At 60.2% G+C, this 17,175-nt stretch carries 20 protein-coding genes and 1 tRNA gene; 13 read left to right on the top strand and 8 right to left on the bottom strand.

The genetic code is table 11. The annotated features are described in order from the left end of the window. From QUV11_RS08260 to QUV11_RS08210, 11 genes are all read left to right on the top strand, one after another. Positions 1–291 (top strand): hypothetical protein (locus QUV11_RS08260; RefSeq protein WP_300881508.1); only part of this gene is annotated, 291 nt, incomplete at its 5' end. 40 nt (positions 292–331) lie between these two features. Beyond that, on the top strand, positions 332–781 hold the full coding sequence (locus tag QUV11_RS08255; protein ID WP_300881506.1) for a curli assembly protein CsgF: 450 nt from the start codon (positions 332–334) through the stop codon (positions 779–781). A 29-nt stretch (positions 782–810) separates the two neighbouring features. Continuing rightward, positions 811–1,773: a CsgG/HfaB family protein gene (locus QUV11_RS08250; protein WP_300881504.1), complete on the top strand. Its 963-nt coding sequence runs from the start codon at positions 811–813 to the stop codon at positions 1,771–1,773. 293 nt (positions 1,774–2,066) lie between these two features. Continuing rightward, a complete protein-coding gene (locus QUV11_RS08245; RefSeq protein ID WP_300881502.1) occupies positions 2,067–3,704 on the top strand; it encodes a Curlin associated protein in 1,638 nt (545 codons plus the stop codon). A gap of 67 nt (positions 3,705–3,771) precedes the next feature. Continuing rightward, on the top strand, positions 3,772–6,126 hold the full coding sequence (locus QUV11_RS08240) for a hypothetical protein (protein WP_300881500.1): 2,355 nt from the start codon (positions 3,772–3,774) through the stop codon (positions 6,124–6,126). 69 nt (positions 6,127–6,195) lie between these two features. Next, entirely contained in the window at positions 6,196–7,872 is a 1,677-nt protein-coding gene (locus QUV11_RS08235; protein WP_300881498.1) for a hypothetical protein, read from the top strand. Between the two features lie 82 nt (positions 7,873–7,954). Beyond that, positions 7,955–8,650, top strand: a complete 696-nt coding sequence (locus QUV11_RS08230) for a hypothetical protein (protein ID WP_300881496.1) — start codon at positions 7,955–7,957, stop codon at positions 8,648–8,650. Then, complete coding sequence (locus QUV11_RS08225) at positions 8,650–9,399, top strand: hypothetical protein (RefSeq protein ID WP_300881494.1); 750 nt, start codon at positions 8,650–8,652, stop codon at positions 9,397–9,399. The genes QUV11_RS08230 and QUV11_RS08225 overlap by 1 nt, the downstream gene beginning before the upstream one ends. Further along, on the top strand, positions 9,380–9,787 hold the full coding sequence (locus QUV11_RS08220) for a hypothetical protein (RefSeq protein WP_300881492.1): 408 nt from the start codon (positions 9,380–9,382) through the stop codon (positions 9,785–9,787). The genes QUV11_RS08225 and QUV11_RS08220 overlap by 20 nt, the downstream gene beginning before the upstream one ends. Further along, positions 9,741–10,877 carry a hypothetical protein gene (locus tag QUV11_RS08215; protein WP_300881490.1) on the top strand — a complete coding sequence of 379 codons (1,137 nt, stop codon included), beginning with the start codon at positions 9,741–9,743 and terminating at the stop codon, positions 10,875–10,877. The genes QUV11_RS08220 and QUV11_RS08215 overlap by 47 nt, the downstream gene beginning before the upstream one ends. A gap of 113 nt (positions 10,878–10,990) precedes the next feature. Continuing rightward, complete coding sequence (locus tag QUV11_RS08210) at positions 10,991–11,896, top strand: haloalkane dehalogenase (protein WP_300881489.1); 906 nt, start codon at positions 10,991–10,993, stop codon at positions 11,894–11,896. A gap of 7 nt (positions 11,897–11,903) precedes the next feature. Here the strand turns inward: QUV11_RS08210 and QUV11_RS08205 are convergent, their stop codons facing one another. The 7 genes from QUV11_RS08205 to QUV11_RS08175 all read right to left on the bottom strand — a co-directional run bounded on the left by QUV11_RS08205 (position 11,904) and on the right by QUV11_RS08175 (position 14,948). Then, complete coding sequence (locus tag QUV11_RS08205; protein WP_300881487.1) at positions 11,904–12,107, bottom strand: hypothetical protein; 204 nt, start codon at positions 12,105–12,107, stop codon at positions 11,904–11,906. After that, positions 12,107–12,286 (bottom strand): DUF4169 family protein, encoded by a 180-nt coding sequence (locus QUV11_RS08200; protein ID WP_300881485.1) that lies wholly within the window; start codon positions 12,284–12,286, stop codon positions 12,107–12,109. The genes QUV11_RS08205 and QUV11_RS08200 overlap by 1 nt, the downstream gene beginning before the upstream one ends. A gap of 2 nt (positions 12,287–12,288) precedes the next feature. After that, entirely contained in the window at positions 12,289–12,552 is a 264-nt protein-coding gene (locus QUV11_RS08195) for a hypothetical protein (protein WP_300881483.1), read from the bottom strand. Between the two features lie 11 nt (positions 12,553–12,563). Continuing rightward, positions 12,564–13,112 carry a VOC family protein gene (locus QUV11_RS08190; protein WP_300881481.1) on the bottom strand — a complete coding sequence of 183 codons (549 nt, stop codon included), beginning with the start codon at positions 13,110–13,112 and terminating at the stop codon, positions 12,564–12,566. Continuing rightward, entirely contained in the window at positions 13,109–14,212 is a 1,104-nt protein-coding gene (gene hppD / locus QUV11_RS08185) for a 4-hydroxyphenylpyruvate dioxygenase (protein ID WP_300881480.1), read from the bottom strand. Before hppD ends, QUV11_RS08190 begins: the two co-directional genes overlap by 4 nt. A 162-nt stretch (positions 14,213–14,374) precedes the next feature. Continuing rightward, positions 14,375–14,451 (bottom strand) — tRNA-Arg (locus tag QUV11_RS08180). A 65-nt stretch (positions 14,452–14,516) separates the two neighbouring features. Next, the gene (locus QUV11_RS08175; protein WP_300881479.1) at positions 14,517–14,948 is read right to left on the bottom strand and encodes a (deoxy)nucleoside triphosphate pyrophosphohydrolase; all 432 of its coding nucleotides are present in this window, start codon (positions 14,946–14,948) and stop codon (positions 14,517–14,519) included. Here QUV11_RS08175 and QUV11_RS17185 point away from each other — a divergent pair. Then, positions 14,851–15,213 (top strand): Flp family type IVb pilin, encoded by a 363-nt coding sequence (locus QUV11_RS17185; protein ID WP_367279847.1) that lies wholly within the window; start codon positions 14,851–14,853, stop codon positions 15,211–15,213. The genes QUV11_RS08175 and QUV11_RS17185 overlap by 98 nt on opposite strands. Before the next feature lie 129 nt (positions 15,214–15,342). After that, positions 15,343–15,522: a Flp family type IVb pilin gene (locus QUV11_RS08165; protein WP_300881477.1), complete on the top strand. Its 180-nt coding sequence runs from the start codon at positions 15,343–15,345 to the stop codon at positions 15,520–15,522. Between the two features lie 72 nt (positions 15,523–15,594). On the opposite strand, the gene QUV11_RS08160 is transcribed toward QUV11_RS08165, so the two are convergent. Then, a complete protein-coding gene (locus tag QUV11_RS08160; protein WP_300881476.1) occupies positions 15,595–17,076 on the bottom strand; it encodes a M48 family metalloprotease in 1,482 nt (493 codons plus the stop codon). Positions 17,077–17,175 lie beyond the last annotated feature (99 nt).

Below are 17,175 nucleotides of genomic sequence, written 5' to 3'. Positions count from 1 at the left end.
AATTTCAGCCGGTTGGGAATCCCTCGCGTGAGTCAGCCTCAGCGCGCCTTGGTATTAGCGGGAACGCGAACATGGTTAACGGAAAGTAGGGTTTTGGAGAGGGTTAACGCTTTGAAAGCGCCGGAAATGCTGGGTTACCGAGCTTCCGGTCCGGAGCGAGCGACGCCAGCCAATGCAACTTGCCCCGGGATGAATGAGTTATATAGTCGTTTTGCATTATTTTACCCCTCCTTAAACCTCCTTAAGGTTCGCTTAACAAAAATCGAGTCGCAAAACATTGATGCCGGCTGATGGGCAAAAAGCTCACGGGGCAAGCTGCAGGAGATTAATTGTGCACTCGTTCAAAGGTGCCGCCAGGGTTGCTGTTGCGACCTTGTTGGCTGGATTTTGGGCCACGGCTCCGTTGGGCAACACGGCTTTTGCCCAGGACATCGTCTATCAGCCCGTCAATCCCAGCTTCGGCGGCAACCCGTTCAATTCCAACCATCTGCTTGGAATTGCCAACGCACAGAACGATTTCACCAACCCGACGTCGAGCAGCAGCTCGTCGCAGGCAGACATCTTTGCGCGCCAGCTGCAATCGCGGCTGCTGTCGGCGCTGTCGTCGCAGCTCGTGAACGCCATTTTCGGCGAAGACCCGCAGGAGAGCGGAACGATCAGCTTCGGCGGCCAGACGGTCAACTTCATCCGCTCGCTGAGCGAAGTGACCATCACCATCATCAACGATGACACCGGCGAAGAGACCGTCATCGTCGTGCCAACCTTTATCGACGTGAACTGACCATGATGGGGGGCAAAACCATACGCCTTATGGCGCTGATGACGACCGTGCTGATGGCGGGTTGCACCACGGTTGGTGGTAGCGGCAAGGCATCCATTCCGGAGACGACGACATACGCCTATCTGCCCAATCCGACGCAGACCCAGAACCTGCTGCGGGGCATCCCGGCGCCTTCGCGCCAGGTGGCAGTCGCGGTCTATAACTTCACCGATCAAACCGGTCAGTTCAAGCCCAGCGCGACGGGCCAGACCCTGTCGCGGGCGGTGAGCCAGGGCGGAGCATCGGTGCTGGTCAAGGCGCTGCAGGATGTCGGTGACCGTTCGTGGTTTACCATTGTCGAGCGCGAAAACCTCAAGAACCTGCTCAACGAGCGGCAGATCATCCGCGAGATGCGCGAGCGCTATCTGGGCGAACGCGCGGTCAATCCCGATGCCCTCCCCGCCCTGCTGTTTGCTGGCGTGCTGCTCGAAGGTGGCGTGATCGGCTATGACACCAACACGCTGACCGGCGGTGCCGGCGCCGCGTTCCTCGGCATCGGTGGCCGCACCGAATATCGGCAGGACACGGTGACGGTTTATCTGCGGGCTGTGTCCGTGCGCACAGGTGAGGTTCTGACGACGGTTACAGCATCGAAAACGATTGCTTCACAGTCGATGGGTGCCAGTGCCTTCAAGTTCGTTGCGTTCCGCGAGTTGCTGGAGGCCGAAGCCGGCTTCACCACCAACGAGCCCGATCAGCTCGCGCTGCAACAGGCCATCGAAAAGGCGGTCTATGCGCTGGTGATGGAGGGTGTCGAGCTCAAGCTTTGGGATTTCGCCGACCGCAATGCCGGCATGGCGAAGCTGCTGCAGTACCAGCAGGAGCGCGAAGGCAAGTTTACCCCGGGCCAGGTTCAGCGTGCCGAAGAAAAGGCGCGCAAGCTGGCTCCAATGAAAGTCAAGGAAACACGGAGAAACGGGGAACCAAACAAGGGGAGTCCACAAGCGGACTGAACATTTTCTCCCTGATCGATCGTGCCTCGCGCAGACCGATCAGCAACAACAGGGTCGTGGGCCGGGCTGATCTACAGGCTGGCCAAAACCCGAGGATCGCGGAAGAGAGCTGGAACCGGTCAGGCGGTATTCGGCGATGTAACAAGAGCCTGACAAAACTCACGCACCGGAGGTGCAACTCCGATGCGTGAGCGTGACAACTATGAGTGCGTGTGAAACAATCATGCTGACCCCGATCGCAGTCTGCTTTCGGAGCAGCATGGTTATGACCCTTCGAAAGAGGATTATCAACCATGAAGACCTCCATCTATACCTCCGTCTCGGCGCTTGCGCTGATGATCGCAGCTCCCGCCCTGGCGCAGAGCACTTCCACAATCGACCAGCTTGGAAATGGCAACGGCGCGACGGTTGCTCAGGTCGGCAGCAACTCGTCCGATATTGACCAGGACGGCAATAACAGCGTCGCAAACGTCAACCAGAGCGGGACCGGCAACACCTCGGTTGTCGATCAGGACGCACTTGGCGCGGGCGCATTCGTCACCCAGTCGGGATCGGCCAACAAGTCGACCATTACCCAGGTTGACGCATCGACTAATAACTCGATCAACCTGCCTGAAGATCCTGAATCGACTGTCTCGCAGAATGGCACTGACAACGAATCCATCGTCAACCAGAATGCTGTCGCTCCCGGTTTCAATCTCGTGGGCAACGTTACGCAGACCGGCGGTGATAACTTCTCGAACATCGACCAGGATGCGATGGGCCCCGGATTCACGGGCAGCATCCGCACCAACGTCACCCAGACCGGTGATGCCGATTCGAACATCGTTCAGGTGGCTCAGAACCCAGGCGCTCGCAATATATTTGCAACCGTCAACCAGAACAGCTCTTCGTCGGATATCGATCAAACCGCCTCGGGTGCCAATGCCATCGGACTGACGGCCAATGTGACCCAGCTCAGTGGTTCGACCTCTGACATCGATCAGACTGCTTCGGGCGAAGACTCGGGCGATCTGTTTGCTTCGGTGAACCAGCGCAATGGTGCGACGTCGACCATCACGCAGACCGCTGCTGGCGAAGCTTCGGTCACGCAGGATGCAATTGTCACCCAGAACGGTGCCAGCACCTCCAACATCACGCAGACCTTCAACAATGATGGCTCGAACACCTTCCTCGCTACCGTCAACCAGAATGGCGAAGGCAACCTGTCGAACGTCACCCAGCGTGACCAGGGCTTCGGCACCATCGGAAACGCCGATGGCGGTTTGATTGCCAACGTCAACCAAGTTGGCGACGACAACACCTCCGATCTGGTCCAGGAGAACAAGTCCGCCAACGCCGATATCGACCAGACCGGCGATGGAAACGGGTCGAATGCGTTCCAGGGTACCGCTGGTCAGAACCTGGTCGTGCTGCAGTCGGGTGATGACAACAGCTCGGTCAGCACGCAAACCGGCCTGAACAACTCGGCTGACATCTTGCAGGCTGGCAACGGCACGAAGTCGGTCGTGTCGCAGACCGGCCGCAACGATCTGGCGTTCGTTGATCAGCTGGTGGGTTCGGATGGTTCCACTTCCACCATTGTGCAGACCGGTGCAGGTGGCGCTCGTTCGGAAAACGTCGCCGATGTGACCCAGTCGGGCTTCGACAACACCTCGTTCGTGAGCCAGGACGGCTTCAACAGCACTGCTTTTGCAAACCAGTCGGGTGCGGGCAATACCAGCAACATCATCCAGACTGGAACGGTTGACGGCTTTGGCAACTTCGCCAGTGCCACTCAGTCGGGCAATGGCAACGACTCTGACATTACGCAGAACGGTTCGCTGAACTCGGCCACTCTCACCCAGTCGTCGAACGGCAACGTGTCCGACATCACGCAGTCGGGCAACAACAACACCGCTGTCGTGACCCAGAGCGGCGTAATCAACTAACAGTTCGAACTAACCGGCGCTTCCATTTTGGGGGCGCCGGATTTTCCAGTTTATAAGGAATTCGGTGATGAAAAAGCTTCTTATGATCGGCGTATCGTCGATCGCACTGCTCGCCGCCCCTGCGATGGCGCAGAGCAATACCTCCAATATCGACCAGAGCGGCGCATTTACGAACGCGACCGTGAACCAGTCGGGCAGCAATGCAACTTCGGACATCGATCAGGCTGGCGTCGACACCACGGCCACAAGGCAGGTCTTTGCCAAGGTCACGCAGTCCGGCAACGGTGCTGACTCGACGGTCAGCCAGAGCGGCGAACGCCTTGAAGCAGAAGTCACCCAAGTGGGCGACAACAGCTCCGTCATTAACCAGACGGGTATCTCCAGCGAGGCCGAAGTCCAGCAGACCGGCGAAGGCAACAGCTCTTTGATCAATCAGAATGGCAACAGCAACGGCGTTGGCCAGGCATTTTCCGGTTCACCTCCCGGAATATCCACAGGCGTGAATCAGACTGGCGAAGACAACTTTTCGAGTGTCGATCAGGATCCCGGCACCTTTAACCGGGCAGTCGTTGACCAGTTTGGCGATCGCAACAGCTCGACCATTCAGCAGGAATCGCGCGGCGGCGCCGGCGCAGGTCTGACCCGCGCCGACGTGAACCAGCTCGGCAGCGACAACTCGTCCGTCATCGAGCAGAACAGTGCCGTCCAGCCGGCACGGCAGGAAGCGACCGTCAATCAGGACGGAACATTCAACAGCTCCACGATCGTCCAGACTGGCCAGGACAACGAAGCATCGGTCGATCAGATGGGCGACAACAACATCTCGACGATCGCCCAGTCGGCCGTCAATCCCGGTGCAGTAGCCACTGTAACCCAGGACAGCGACGATAACCTGTCCAACGTTGACCAGTTGTCTGCCGCAACCGCGACCGTGACCCAGGGTGGAAACCAGCCCAACCCCGGCCCGTTCGGCGGTCGTGCCAACAACGTGTCGGATGTCCAGCAGCTCGCAGGCGCCACCGGATCGTCGGCCACTGTGACTCAGGACGGTGTACTCAACCGTTCGGACATCACGCAGGATGCCGCCAACAGCACTGCGATCGTCGACCAGGAAAACATCTACAACACCTCCACCGTGACCCAGACGGGTACCGGCGGCGCGACTGCTGATGTCAGCCAGGGCGGCGGTTATGGCGATAACGTCTCGAACGTTACCCAGACCGGAAACGGATCTGCTACGGTTGTCCAGACTGGCCAGCCTTCGGTCGGTCCGGCATTCACCAACGTGTCTGACATCTCGCAGACCGGCATTGGCGGTGAAGCGTTCGTCACTCAGAACGGTTCCAACAACGACTCCGATGTCATCCAGTCGGGAACCGACGGTGATGCCACGGTGAACCAGGACGGCACCTTCCTGACCTCGACGATTACTCAGTCCAGCACGAATGCAGCTCTGGCGGATGTGTCTCAGACCGGCACGAACAACGCGTCTTCGGTTCTGCAGCAGGACGATGCCGGCGGCTCCGCCTTCGTCGACCAGTCAGGTCAGGATAACGGCTCGACGATCACTCAGACCTCGCTCAACGCGCAGGCTGACGTGACGCAGAGCGGCGTGAACAATGAATCGACGCTGACTCAAGGCCGGAGCAATGGCAACGCCAACCAGACCAACAGCCAGGAAGCGTTGATCGTGCAGTCGGGCGCAGACAACGTGTCTCTCGCTGTTCAGAGCGGTTCAAGCGGCGACCTGAATGTCAACCAGTCGGGTGAACGCAACACCTCTGATGTGCTTCAGTCGGGCTTCGACAACTCGGCAGGCGACAGCGACGTTGCAAGCATGGTGGGCGTGGACCAGAGCGGAAACGATAACACCGCATCTGTTATCCAGTCCGGTCAGCTTTCGAACGCAATGATTGACCAGGTTGGCAGCGACAACCTCGCAACCATCTCGCAAAGCGTCGGCAATGCCCCCAATCCTCCAGGTGGTGCAGACCCCCGGGTGGCCTTGGCGTCGATCGAGCAGATCGGTGACGGTAACACCAGCGCGATCAACCAGTTCGGTGGCAACGCTACTGTCAGCGCCCGCTTGATGAACGCTGTCAGCGTTCAAGGTGGCAACGACAATAACAGCACGATCAGCCAGACGAACAATCTGATCACCGCTGAATCGTCGGGCAACTTTGCCAACGCCGACCAGGGTGGAGACGACAACACGTCGTCGATCGTCCAGAATGGTGCTGAGAACACCGCCGAGCTGACGCAGGACGGTAACTTCAACCTGTCCGAGATCAACCAGAGCGGCTTTGACAACTCGGCAACGGTCTCGCAGTTCTCGAATGGCAACGAATCCTTTGTGAACCAGACGGGCAACGGCAACACCGCAAACGTAACGCAGGGCACCGCGCCTGCCGGACCAATGTAATAGCCCAATCTTCCGGCTGGCACCTTTGACGGGAAGTGCCAGCCGGAACCTTTTTACTGGAACGATGACATGAAAAAGCTTCTTCTTCTCAGCGCCTCGTCGCTGGCACTCCTCACCGCGGTTCCCGCCGTGGCCCAGAACAACACCTCGACCGTCACCCAGACCGGCACCGATGGCGATGCCATCGTCGGCCAGAGCGGCAGCAACGGCCAGTCGACCGTCACCCAGGGCGGCGACAACAACTCGGCGACGCTGAGCCAGGGCGGCGATTTCAACGTCTCCGAAATCGTTCAGGACAACGGCACCGGAAGCAGCGATGACAACAATACTGCCAACGTAACTCAGGTCGGCAGCGCCAACTTCTCGCGCGTCGTCCAGACCAACGACTTCTCGACCGCCACGGTTGCCCAGTCGGCTGCCGGCAATGAATCGCTGGTCACCCAGAGCGGCGACCTCGACAACGCGGACGTCGAACAGAGCGGCAATGACAATGAATCGACGGTTACGCAGTCGGGCAACCTCAACGCTGCGGCGGTGCTCCAGAGTGGCGCTCGCAATGAGTCGATCCTGACCCAGAGCAGCGGCCTTAACCAGGCGATCGTTACCCAGCCGGGTGAAGACAATACGTCGACCCTCATTCAAACCGGCGTCGGTGCCAACGTAGCAAATGTGCTCCAGAATGGTGACCGCAACACGTCGGACATCATCCAGGGTGGCGCTGGCAACGGCGCAGGCACCACGGCTGCCGCGGGTGTCATTCAGGATAGCGATGTCAACCGTGCCACCATCCGTCAGGCTGGCGGCCTGCATGATGCGTTCATCGAGCAGAGGATCGGCAACGACAACATCGCCTCGATCGATCAGGGCGCCAATGCCAGCTCCGACCACACCGCCGACATTCGTCAGGCTGGCTTCGAGAACAACGCTGACATCGTGCAGCGCGGCTTCAATGAAAATGCCGACGTTCTGCAGACCGGTGACGAGAACACCGCCACTGTCGACCAGGGCGGCGGCGTCGGTCGCAACCACAACGCCTTCGTCAACCAGGACGGCAACGAAAACCTGGCCGACATCGCACAGCGCGGTGAAAACCAGACCGCATCGATCACTCAGCCCGGCGACGGCAACGAAGCCGAAGTCGATCAGGGTCGTGACCGGACCGGTTTCCTCGGTGGCGCGTTTGATACCGGCTTTGGTGAAGACCAGGTCGCCAGCATCACGCAGGGAGGCAACGACAACACCGCCAAGACCGAACAGCGTGGCGAAAGCCAGAGCGCAACGATCGAACAGGTCGGTTCGGGCAACATCGGCGATGGCGGCGTCTTCACGTTTGGTGCTGAAATCGTCCAGGGCGGCGACTTCGGCAGCGACAACTCCGCTACGATCATGCAGATCTCCGACGGCAACCGTGCACTGACCAATCAGCAGGGCACCAGCCTCGCTGCCAACGTCTCGCAGGGTGGCAGCGGTGACAACGAAAGCTTGATCATGCAGACCGGCAACGGTGGTGCGGTTCTGCTCAATGCCAACGTGATCCAGAACGGTGCAGGCAACGTTTCCAGCATCGAGCAGGGCGACACCGGTCACACGGCCAACGTCACGCAGCTCGGCAACGACAACCTGTCTGAAATCGCGCAGACCGGTACGGGCCATGTTGCCAACGTCACGCAGAACTCGAGCCTCAACGACTCGTTCATCAACCAGGCTGGCACTGGCCACACCGCCAATGTCACTCAGGGCCTCTAAGCCCTACTGAACTCGCGGCGATCCTGCATCCGGCCTGGCCAGAATGCAGGATCGCCAAAAGTTCGATCAAAGGAGTTTCCTCATGCGCACTTCCATCACAAAGCTGAGCCTGACCGCAGCGGCATTTGTCATCGGAGCGCATGGCGCATGGGCTCAGCAGGCCCAAGGCGGTCCTTGCGATGCGGCTTCATCCGGATCGTGCACCACTGGCCCGATGACCCAGCCAATCGATGTTGCCCGCCCCGCCCCGCTCAGGACCAGCGCCTACATCACCCAGGTTGGCGATCAGAATCGGGCCAACATCAGTCAGAACGCGAGCCAGCAGTTCGCCCGTGTCGCGCAGGATGGCGACGGTCATGCTGCCAACGCGCAACAGATGGGCGAAGGCATCGCGTATCTCGAAGTCGATCAGGCCGGCCTGCTCAACAGTATCGTCGTCAAGCAGGACGCGGCGCAAGGCGGCAGCAACATTGCGGCTGTCGAACAATTCGGCGAAGACAACGTCATATTGCTTGACCAGACTGCCACAGCGGGTAGCCCTAATGGGGCCGTTCTCGCGCAGAATGGTGCAGGCAATCAGATGAACCTTCAGCAGGCAGGATCGGACAACCGCGCAGAGCTGATTCAATTGGGTGACAACAACGCCATGACCGCGACCCAGAACGGATCCGATAACCAGCTGCGGTGGGTGCAGAACGGCAATGGCCTGTCCGACCTTCAGATCGTGCAAAGCGGCAGCCAGGCTATTTCGATCACGCAATCGAACGGGGGCAGTTGATGGCACGCGGGCTTACCGTCCACACCGTTTATGCGCGCCTCCCGACTTTGCGGCAAATCGGGCGTTTTGCCATTTTGGTGGCGTTGGTGCTGGTCGCGGTCGGATTGACCCAGTTGATGCCCGTTGCCTCGGCACAGGAAGCAGACGAGCCCAAACCGGAGTCAAACGCTGCCAGTGATCGCAGCCAGGCGGTGTCCAGTGACCAGGCGATGCCCTCGGACCGCTCCTTGCAAGTGCCGTCTGTCTCCGCGTTCGAGCCGGTAGCAACCCGCGATCTCACCGATACAACTCAGATTACCTTGAGGGCTGGGACGCCCACCCCTGCTCCGCAGCTCACATCACCCGGCCAAGACCGTGGCCAGCTGGCGATCCAGCGGCTTGAAGGCGCGGATGCCTGCGACGCTGACCAGACCGCCAACAGCCCGGACGTCTGCGCCAACCCGCTCGAAAGCCGCGCACGGGATTTTTCGGCCAGATTGCGGCCCCAGCTTTCGGCGGAGCAGCGTCTTCTGGCCCAGCAATATTCCGTGCCGTCGTCCGGGGATGCGCCCGATGGCACCGCAAGACGGCTCGCGTCTGGCCGCACTGGGGAAATGAGCAACGACGACCTCGCCATTGCTGCGGCCATAACATCCGGCCAGGGTGCAGCGCCGGTTCCGCCCGAAGATGACAGCAGCCAGATACCTGCCGACGCGACGGACGCGATCAACGCAATCCTTGGAGTGATCAATGCGCCTGAACCGCGCTAACGGGCGCCGGGCTGCCGGCTTGATGCTGGCAGCCACCTTCAGCGTGGCGACCGCCAATGCCTCCCCTTCCGTCGAGCAGAGTGCCCGTGCCATGACAAGCCAATCAGACCAGCCTGTAACCCTGACCATCGAACAGCATGGCACGCTGGTCGAGGCGAAAGTCATGTCGGCAGCGCCCTGTGATTGTGCGGGACACTTTCGCATCGAATCGCAATCGGGGACGTCCAATCGCACCGCAAATACAAGCTCGTTCCGCAGTCTTGGCGAAGCCGGCCGGGTGCTGAGCAATATCCGGTTCGGGCATGGTGGCGAGTGGGATGTGAAGCTGATCGTCTCCATCGATGGGCGTGAGGATTATACCCTGCATCGTTCTTCCACAGACGAATGACGCTTCACGCATGATTGTTATTGCCAGCGAGTTCGACCGGCTGGACGAGTATATCGCGGAGGCGGCTCTCGGTAACATCAGCTGGTCACAATGCCTCGCCTCTGTCGCCCAGCTGGCTCGCGCCGACGCGATGTCGATGGACCTCATGCTCGGCAGCAACCAGGCCGTCCGGTCCATGGGTGCCCATGGTTTTGACCAGACCATGGTCGATGCCTATTCGGACTATTATTTCCAGATCGATCCCAGGATGGCGTTCATCCAGCAGAACGCGAAGAATGGCGTCATCATCGATGAGGACATCCGCCAATCCAGCATGCCCGGAAGCAATGGTGAATTCTGGTCATGGCTGCAATCGACCGGGGCGCCCCGCCATACCGCTGCGCTGGTCTTGCCCTGTGTCGAAAATGCAAAGATCGTTCTGGCCGTCCACCGCGAAACGGAGGTTTTTCAGTCCAGCGAGCTGACGAACTTTCTGACGAAATTCTACGACAAGTTTACGGCCATCAATTCAATCTTGCGCCGCCAGGCCCGCAAAGAGGGCGACCTGTGCGAGCGCGCGGTTCCCCTCCAGCACATCGGCTCGTTCAAATTCCGCCTGGATGAAAACATGATCGTGTCCCACGCCGATGGCGTGACGCGCTACATGCTGGCGATGACCGGTCTTGCGCGGCTTGGCGACGAGAACCAGCTCGAGCCGTTCGATTCCGATTTCCACACCGCGATCCTGAGTGCCGTGTATGGTCTGCCGCCTCAGGGCGCCATCCAGCTCGCGCATAAGTCGACCATCTGCGATACGCTTGTCAGCATCAGCACCACGTTCAATTCGGTCTCGACAAAGCTCGCCGAAGTCTCGGTCACCTATGTCAAGCATGCGGTGGAGCTGGAAAAGGTGTTCATGGCGGCGTTCGGGCTGACCCAGCGTCAGGCCCAGCTGCTCAAAATCATCCAGCAGACCTATACGCTGGAGGATGCCGCCAGGCTGATGTCGATCACCAAGAACACTGCGCGCGTATTTCTGGGACAGATCTACGATCGCACGGGGGTACACAGCCGGTTTGACCTGCTGCGGTTGACCGAGAAATTCTCTTAAGCCTGATCTCGCGTCACACCTTCCTGCCCGCCTGGTTTCATTCCGGCCATTGCCGACGCCGTCATGTTCTGTCATATTCCATGCCATAATATGGGCTGAGGCGGAGAGTGGACATGCGGGTATTGAGGACGCCGGACAGCCGGTTTGCGGCGCTCGCTGATTTCCCCTTTGCTCCGCACTACGCCGAAATCGCCGATCCCAGTGATGGCACCAGACTGCGCCTGCATTACGTGGATGAAGGTCCACGCGATGCTCCCGTGGTGCTAATGCTGCATGGTGAGCCCAGTTGGAGCTATCTGTACCGGCATATGATCGGACCGGTCGTGGCCGAGGGCCTGAGGGTGATCGCTCCCGATCTGATTGGCTTCGGCAAATCGGACAAGCCTGCGCTCAAGAGCGACTACAGCTATGCCCGGCACGTCGCCTGGATGCGGCGCTGGATCGAGAAGCTCGATCTCACCAACATCACGCTCGCCTGCCAGGATTGGGGATCGCTGATCGGGCTGCGGCTGGTGGCAGAGATGCCCGAACGCTTCAACGGCGTGGTGCTGTCCAATGGCGGCCTGCCTGCGGGTCAGAAGCCGCCCCGCGCCTTTGCCATCTGGCGGGCCTTTTCCAAATGGAGCCCGGTGTTCCCCATCGGCAAGATCATCGCCAAGGGCACCACTCGCACGCTGTCGGAGGCCGAGATCGCAGCCTATGATGCCCCCTTCCCCGATGACGGCTACAAGGCCGGCGCGCGCATCTTCCCCAGCTTCGTTCCGTTCGGATCGAATGTCGCGGTGCCCGATCAGATCAAGGCCTGGTCGATCCTCGAGCGCTGGGAAAAGCCGTTCCTGTGCTGCTTCAGCGACCGCGACCCGATCACGCGCGGCGGCGAGGCGCTGTTCATCGGACGCGTACCCGGTACCGCAGGTCAGAACCATCGCCCGCTCAGCGGGGGCCACTTCATTCAGGAAGATGACCCGAAAGGCTTTATCGGGTGTATCCTGGAGGTCGCGCGCCAGTCGGAGATCTAGTCCCCGCCTATTCCTCGACCAGATCGAGATAGGCGACCACATCATTGTCGGTGGCGATGAACAGCCCTTCCTGCACCTCGGCACTTTGTTGCGCCGCAATGCGCAGCGCTTCCGACAACGGCCCGTAAAACAGGCTGCTGGTTGCGCCGCCTTCGACGTCCCCATCGAGCAGATACAGCCTAACGCTGACCGAGTCAGAGGTCGATCGCATCAGTCGTGCTCCCGCTTTGCCCCGTCGAGCAGCCGCGCCGCCCGTTGGGTCTCGGCCGTCTGCGCATTGCGCTCGGCCTTGGTCTGGCCGAACTTCGCTCGGTTTGCGGATGCTGTCGCGTCAGCCTGTTTGCGTTTTTGCGCCTTGCGCACCTGGCGCAGGTTGATGATCTCGGCCATGGTCAGCTCACCTGCCCGGCCTGTTCCGACATCTCGATGAAATCGCGCGCGAGGTCGCGCTCCGATCGGTCCTCGAACGTCTCGTCGATGTCGGGCGCCTGGCCAAACATGAACAGCATGCACCAAAGGACGAAGCGTTCTCCGGGCACCGTGGCGAGGCCCAGATCGACCTGCATGCGCTCGATAGCCGCCGGCACCGCCTGCGGGGCGATGGTGGCGGGATCGCGGGTTCCGAAATAGCGTTCGAGCTGGTCTTCAAAGGTCATGGGCGGTACCCTTAGGCCGCATCGGGATCCTTGTGCAACCAGTCGGCATGGCGCGGCGCCTTTTTGGTCTGGCTCCACTCATCGAGCATCAGCGGCGCGACGCGTCTGAGCTCGGCATAATGCTCGGGCTTGCCGATGTTGCAGGCGAGCTCGACGCGGTGGCCGTTGGGATCGAAGAAATAGATCGAGCGAAAGATGCCGTGGAACGTCGGGCCAAGCACATCGATACCAAGACCCTCGATATGCGCCTTGGCCGCAGTCAGCGCCTTAAGATCGGCGACCTCGAAGGCGATATGCTGTACCCATTCGGGCGTGTTGGCATCACGGCCCATATCGGGCTGTTCGGGCAGCTCGAAAAACGCCAGCACGTTGCCGCCGCCGCAATCGAGGAACACATGCATATAGGGATCATACGCGCCTGTGGATGGCACATGGTCTTCCGAAAACGCGCTGGTGAAGGTCATCCCCAGAACCTTTTCATACCATTCCACCGTCTGCTTCGCGTCCTTGCAGCGATAGGCAACGTGGTGGATGCGCGAGAGCGCGAACGGCGCGTTCATTCCGCCGGTTCCTGCACCTTGAGCACACCGCGGCGCATCTGGTCTTCTTCCATCGACTTGAACAAGGCGGTGAAGTTGCCGTTGCCGAAGCCCTCGTCCTTCTTGCGCTGGATGAACTCGAAGAACACCGGGCCGATCGTCGGCTGGCCGAAGATCTGCAACAGCAGCCGCGGATCGTTGTTCTCGGTCGATCCGTCGAGCAGGATGCCACGCTGCTGCAATTCCTCGACCGGTTCGCCATGACCCGGGAGGCGCTCTTCCAGCGCCTCGTAATAGGTGCCAGGCGGCGGCGTCATCAGCGGAGCGCCCATCGCCTTGATCGTGTCGAGGCAACCGATCAGGTCATCGCAGATGAACGCGATGTGCTGGATGCCCTCGCCATTGTAGGCTCGCAGGAATTCGTCGATCTGGCCACCACCCTTGGCGCCTTCCTCGTTGAGCGGAATGCGGATACGTCCATCGGGTGCGGTCATCGCGCGGCTGGTGAGGCCGGTGTATTCGCCCTTGATGTCGAAGAAGCGGATCTCGCGGAAGTTGAACACGCGCTCATAGAACTTCGCCCAATGGTCCATGCGACCGCCATAGACATTGTGGGTCAGGTGATCGATCATCTTGAAGCCTGCCCCTACGGGGTGGCGATCGACGCCGGGCAGGTACTCGAAATCGATGTCATAAATCGACAGCGCGTCGGGATTGTCGAGGCTGGCATAGCGATCGACCAGATAGATCATCGCGCCGCCAATGCCACGGATCGCAGGCAGGCGCAGTTCCATCGGGCCGGTGCGGGTCTCGACCGGCTCGGCGCCGCGGTCGAGCGCCTCGCGATAGGCGATCCGGGCATTCTTGACGCGGAACCCCATGCCGCAGGCCGAAGGCCCATGCTCGGCGGCAAAATAGGCCGCGGGGCTGGCCGGTTCATAATTGGCGATCAGGTTGATGTCGCCCTGACGCCACAGATGAACGTCCTTGGAGCGGTGCTGGGCAATGTGGGTGAAGCCCATAGCCGTGAAAACGGGCTCAAGAAGGCCCTTTTCGGGCGCGCAGAATTCGATGAACTCGAAACCGTCGAGACCCAGCGGGTTTTCGAAAAGGTCGGCCATCACGTCATTCTCCTGCGCTGTTGCTATAGCCGCAAGATTAGCGCGCCGGCAAACTGGTGTCAAATGAAACCATATTGGCGTACGCAGCGGGCTAGCCGCCCAAACAGAAAAAGGCGGGCAAGCTGCCCGCCTTTTCAGTCCAATTTTCCGGTTTAGGGAAAATGGTGCGCCCGGAACGATTCGAACGTCCGACCCTCAGATTCGTAGTCTGATGCTCTATCCAGCTGAGCTACGGGCGCGTTGGAGTGGGCGACATAGTCAGCGGCCTTTGAGATGGCAACACCTTTTTAGCCATCCCATCGCTTTATTGTGAATCCGCTCGGTAACGCCGCGATTGCGCAATGGCATCGAGCAGCGGCAAATCGGCTGGCGGCATAGCGAGCAAGTAGAGTTCCTCGATTGTAGCCCAGCGAATCGCAGTGGCATGCAACGCTGTCGGTTCCCCTTGCCAGGCGTTGCAATGATAAAGCAGCAACAGCAGATGGCGCAGGCCGAGCGCTTCGCTAGCAAAGGTGAAGGGTTGAAGATCGGCCGGCAGGACATGGATCCCGAGCTCTTCGGCCAATTCGCGCGCGAGCGCGAGCTCAGGCGTCTCCCCCTGCTCGATCTTGCCGCCGGGGAACTCCCACAATCCGGCCATGGCGGTTCCGGGTGGCCGCTGCTGGACGAGGATCCGGCCTTCCGGGTCTGCGAGCAACGCCGCCACAACGGGGAAAAGTGTCGGAAAAATTTGCATGATGGGTGTCCGATTTAACCTTTTGGAAACGCAGTTTTGCAAAATTGCCAAGGGGGCAAGCGGGTCCCCAGCCAATTGCGGAACCACCATGCGCCATTTCCTTGCCCAATTGGCCAAATCAAAACGTGGCGCAACCGCCATTGAATACGGACTAATTGTCGCCCTCGTGGCGATCGTCTGCATGACCGCCATAAACTCTATGGCTACGCGGACAACCGATATGTGGGATTATGTGCAAACCAACGTAGTTCCAGAGGAAGGCTAAACTGTCGAAATTTTGGACAGCCTCGCAAGCCTTAGGAATATCCTAACTATTTAGTTCTACCCCGGTCCTGTCCAATCCACACTTGTGAAGATGGGACGGGGAAGTGAAGACTTGAACAGGAGACCTGACATGAAGACCATTCGCAACATTCTCGGCAACAAAAAGGGCGCCACCGCCATCGAATATGGCTTGATCGCCGCCCTGATCGCTGTCGCTGCAATCACCGCCATGGGCACGCTGGGCACTGCGCTCAATGGCACGTTCACGCGTGTGAGCGGCGATCTGACTACAGCCAATGCTGCGCCCTAATTCAATTAACAATCGATGAGAGCAAGGGCCGGCGAGCGATCGCTGGCCCTTTTTTTTGTTAAATGATTGGACTCAATAGGTCACGATCTTGATCTTCTGTCCGGGGGTGAGCTGCGCATTCGCCGGCAATCCGTTAAGCGCCAGGAACCGTTCGACCTTCAGATCATCAAAGGCCATGCGACCGGCCAGCGATTGAACGGTATCACCGCGCTGGACACCCACCACCCGCAGGCGCCTGGGACGAATGGCGGATGCTTCGGTGCCGGTCAGGCGACGCACCGACTGATACATCGGCGTGAACGGATTGCTTTGCCCGGCAGGCGTGACCGCAGCGAAGTGATAGGCGCGGTCATTGCCGAAGCTGTAGGCGAAAACGGTAACATCCACCGTCCGACGATCGGCTGTCACACGCGCGGTGGCATAGGCCGCGGGTAGTCCGTTGACCGTGGTGCGCTGGATCTGGCCGTAAGCGAGCTGCTGGTTGCCGCCTATGCTGCGAAAGGCCTGTTCGACATAACGGGTAAGATCGCCGGTAAAGGGCGCCATGCTGAACTGCGCCTGGGCCGACTGACCGCTGATCGACACCGCGCTGGTGCCGTTCTGCATCGCATAGCCCTGCGGCACTGCAAACTTGAGCCCCAGTTCGGGGTGCAGAAACTCCCTGCCCTGCACCAGACCCTGTTTCGGGTCATCCCCGTATAGCAGCCCATCGAGGCGCGACAGGAAGACATCGCGGTTGCGCTGGGTGCCGTTGAACCGGCTCGCCACAGTCGCAGCGCGGGTGACGCGTCGCGCAGGATCGGGGTGGGTGCTGGCCCAGGCGGGAACCGAGCGCGCATCGCCCCCTTGTGACCGGGTGTCGATCGCCTGCTGGGCTGCCAGCGAGGCGAGCATCGAGGACAACGCCCTGGGATCATAGCCCGCGCTGCTAAGATAACGCACCCCAAGATCGTCGGCCTCTTCCTCCTGCTTGCGCGAATATTTGAGCGTCAAAAGCTGCGTGCCCGTGCCGAATACCTGCTGGCCGAGTTGGCCGGCGGCGGTGTCGCCCAGCAAAACCGCAGCGCCGATCTGGCCAAGCACCCCGAGGATGCTGTTGCGCTGAGAGGCTCGCTGCCGCTTTTCGGAATGCCGCGCCGCGACATGGCCAACCTCGTGCCCCAGAACACCGGCCAGTTCGGCCTCGTCGTTCATCAGCGCCAGCAACTGGCGAGTGACATAGACATAGCCACCGGGGATCGCGAAGGCGTTGTTGACCGGGGAGTTGAGGAGCGTGACGGTAAAGTCGTCGCGGGCATTGCCCAGCCCGGATTGCACCGCAATGCCCTTGCCGACCTGCACCACATAGGATGTTTGCGGAACCTGATAGGCGCCACCGAACTCTTCGAGCAGCTTGGGATGCACCTCTGCGCCCTGGCGCTTTTCGGAAGCGGTAATCGACTGGGCCTGCGCCACCAGCGCTTCGGCGGATGGCGTCAGCGCGCCGCTGACCAGTGCGGTCGTCGCCAATACTGTCGCGGCTGAAAACGCAAAAACCCTGACCCGTCTTGCCATCGGACTCTCCTTATCGGCGAATTGTCGGTGCCGTTGGTCGCATGATGCCCCGAGTGGGCATCCGGATCAAATGGCCATGTCGGCACAACGATGCAGCCG

The organism is Blastomonas sp. (assembly GCF_030373265.1).
In the GTDB taxonomy this organism is placed as follows: domain Bacteria; phylum Pseudomonadota; class Alphaproteobacteria; order Sphingomonadales; family Sphingomonadaceae; genus Blastomonas.
The sequence above is the reverse complement of the archived record's forward strand: the minus strand, read 5'-3'. Positions and strand labels throughout refer to the sequence as shown.

Bases quoted from the DNA above. Each gene is read 5' to 3' on its own strand.
- QUV11_RS08240 (WP_300881500.1), top strand. From the start codon at position 3,772: ATGAAAAAGCTTCTTATGATCGGCGTATCGTCGATCGCACTGCTCGCC.
- QUV11_RS08175 (WP_300881479.1), bottom strand. From the start codon at position 14,948: ATGCAAATTTTTCCGACACTTTTCCCCGTTGTGGCGGCGTTGCTCGCA.
- QUV11_RS08165 (WP_300881477.1), top strand. From the start codon at position 15,343: ATGAAGACCATTCGCAACATTCTCGGCAACAAAAAGGGCGCCACCGCC.
- QUV11_RS08245 (WP_300881502.1), top strand. From the start codon at position 2,067: ATGAAGACCTCCATCTATACCTCCGTCTCGGCGCTTGCGCTGATGATC.
- QUV11_RS08195 (WP_300881483.1), bottom strand. From the start codon at position 12,552: ATGACCTTTGAAGACCAGCTCGAACGCTATTTCGGAACCCGCGATCCC.
- QUV11_RS08220 (WP_300881492.1), top strand. From the start codon at position 9,380: ATGCGCCTGAACCGCGCTAACGGGCGCCGGGCTGCCGGCTTGATGCTG.
- QUV11_RS08205 (WP_300881487.1), bottom strand. From the start codon at position 12,107: ATGCGATCGACCTCTGACTCGGTCAGCGTTAGGCTGTATCTGCTCGAT.
- QUV11_RS08190 (WP_300881481.1), bottom strand. From the start codon at position 13,112: ATGAACGCGCCGTTCGCGCTCTCGCGCATCCACCACGTTGCCTATCGC.
- QUV11_RS08230 (WP_300881496.1), top strand. From the start codon at position 7,955: ATGCGCACTTCCATCACAAAGCTGAGCCTGACCGCAGCGGCATTTGTC.
- QUV11_RS08250 (WP_300881504.1), top strand. From the start codon at position 811: ATGGCGCTGATGACGACCGTGCTGATGGCGGGTTGCACCACGGTTGGT.
- QUV11_RS08200 (WP_300881485.1), bottom strand. From the start codon at position 12,286: ATGGCCGAGATCATCAACCTGCGCCAGGTGCGCAAGGCGCAAAAACGC.
- QUV11_RS17185 (WP_367279847.1), top strand. From the start codon at position 14,851: ATGGCGGTTCCGGGTGGCCGCTGCTGGACGAGGATCCGGCCTTCCGGG.
- QUV11_RS08160 (WP_300881476.1), bottom strand. From the start codon at position 17,076: ATGGCAAGACGGGTCAGGGTTTTTGCGTTTTCAGCCGCGACAGTATTG.
- QUV11_RS08215 (WP_300881490.1), top strand. From the start codon at position 9,741: ATGGGCGTGAGGATTATACCCTGCATCGTTCTTCCACAGACGAATGAC.
- QUV11_RS08225 (WP_300881494.1), top strand. From the start codon at position 8,650: ATGGCACGCGGGCTTACCGTCCACACCGTTTATGCGCGCCTCCCGACT.
- hppD (WP_300881480.1), bottom strand. From the start codon at position 14,212: ATGGCCGACCTTTTCGAAAACCCGCTGGGTCTCGACGGTTTCGAGTTC.
- QUV11_RS08210 (WP_300881489.1), top strand. From the start codon at position 10,991: ATGCGGGTATTGAGGACGCCGGACAGCCGGTTTGCGGCGCTCGCTGAT.
- QUV11_RS08235 (WP_300881498.1), top strand. From the start codon at position 6,196: ATGAAAAAGCTTCTTCTTCTCAGCGCCTCGTCGCTGGCACTCCTCACC.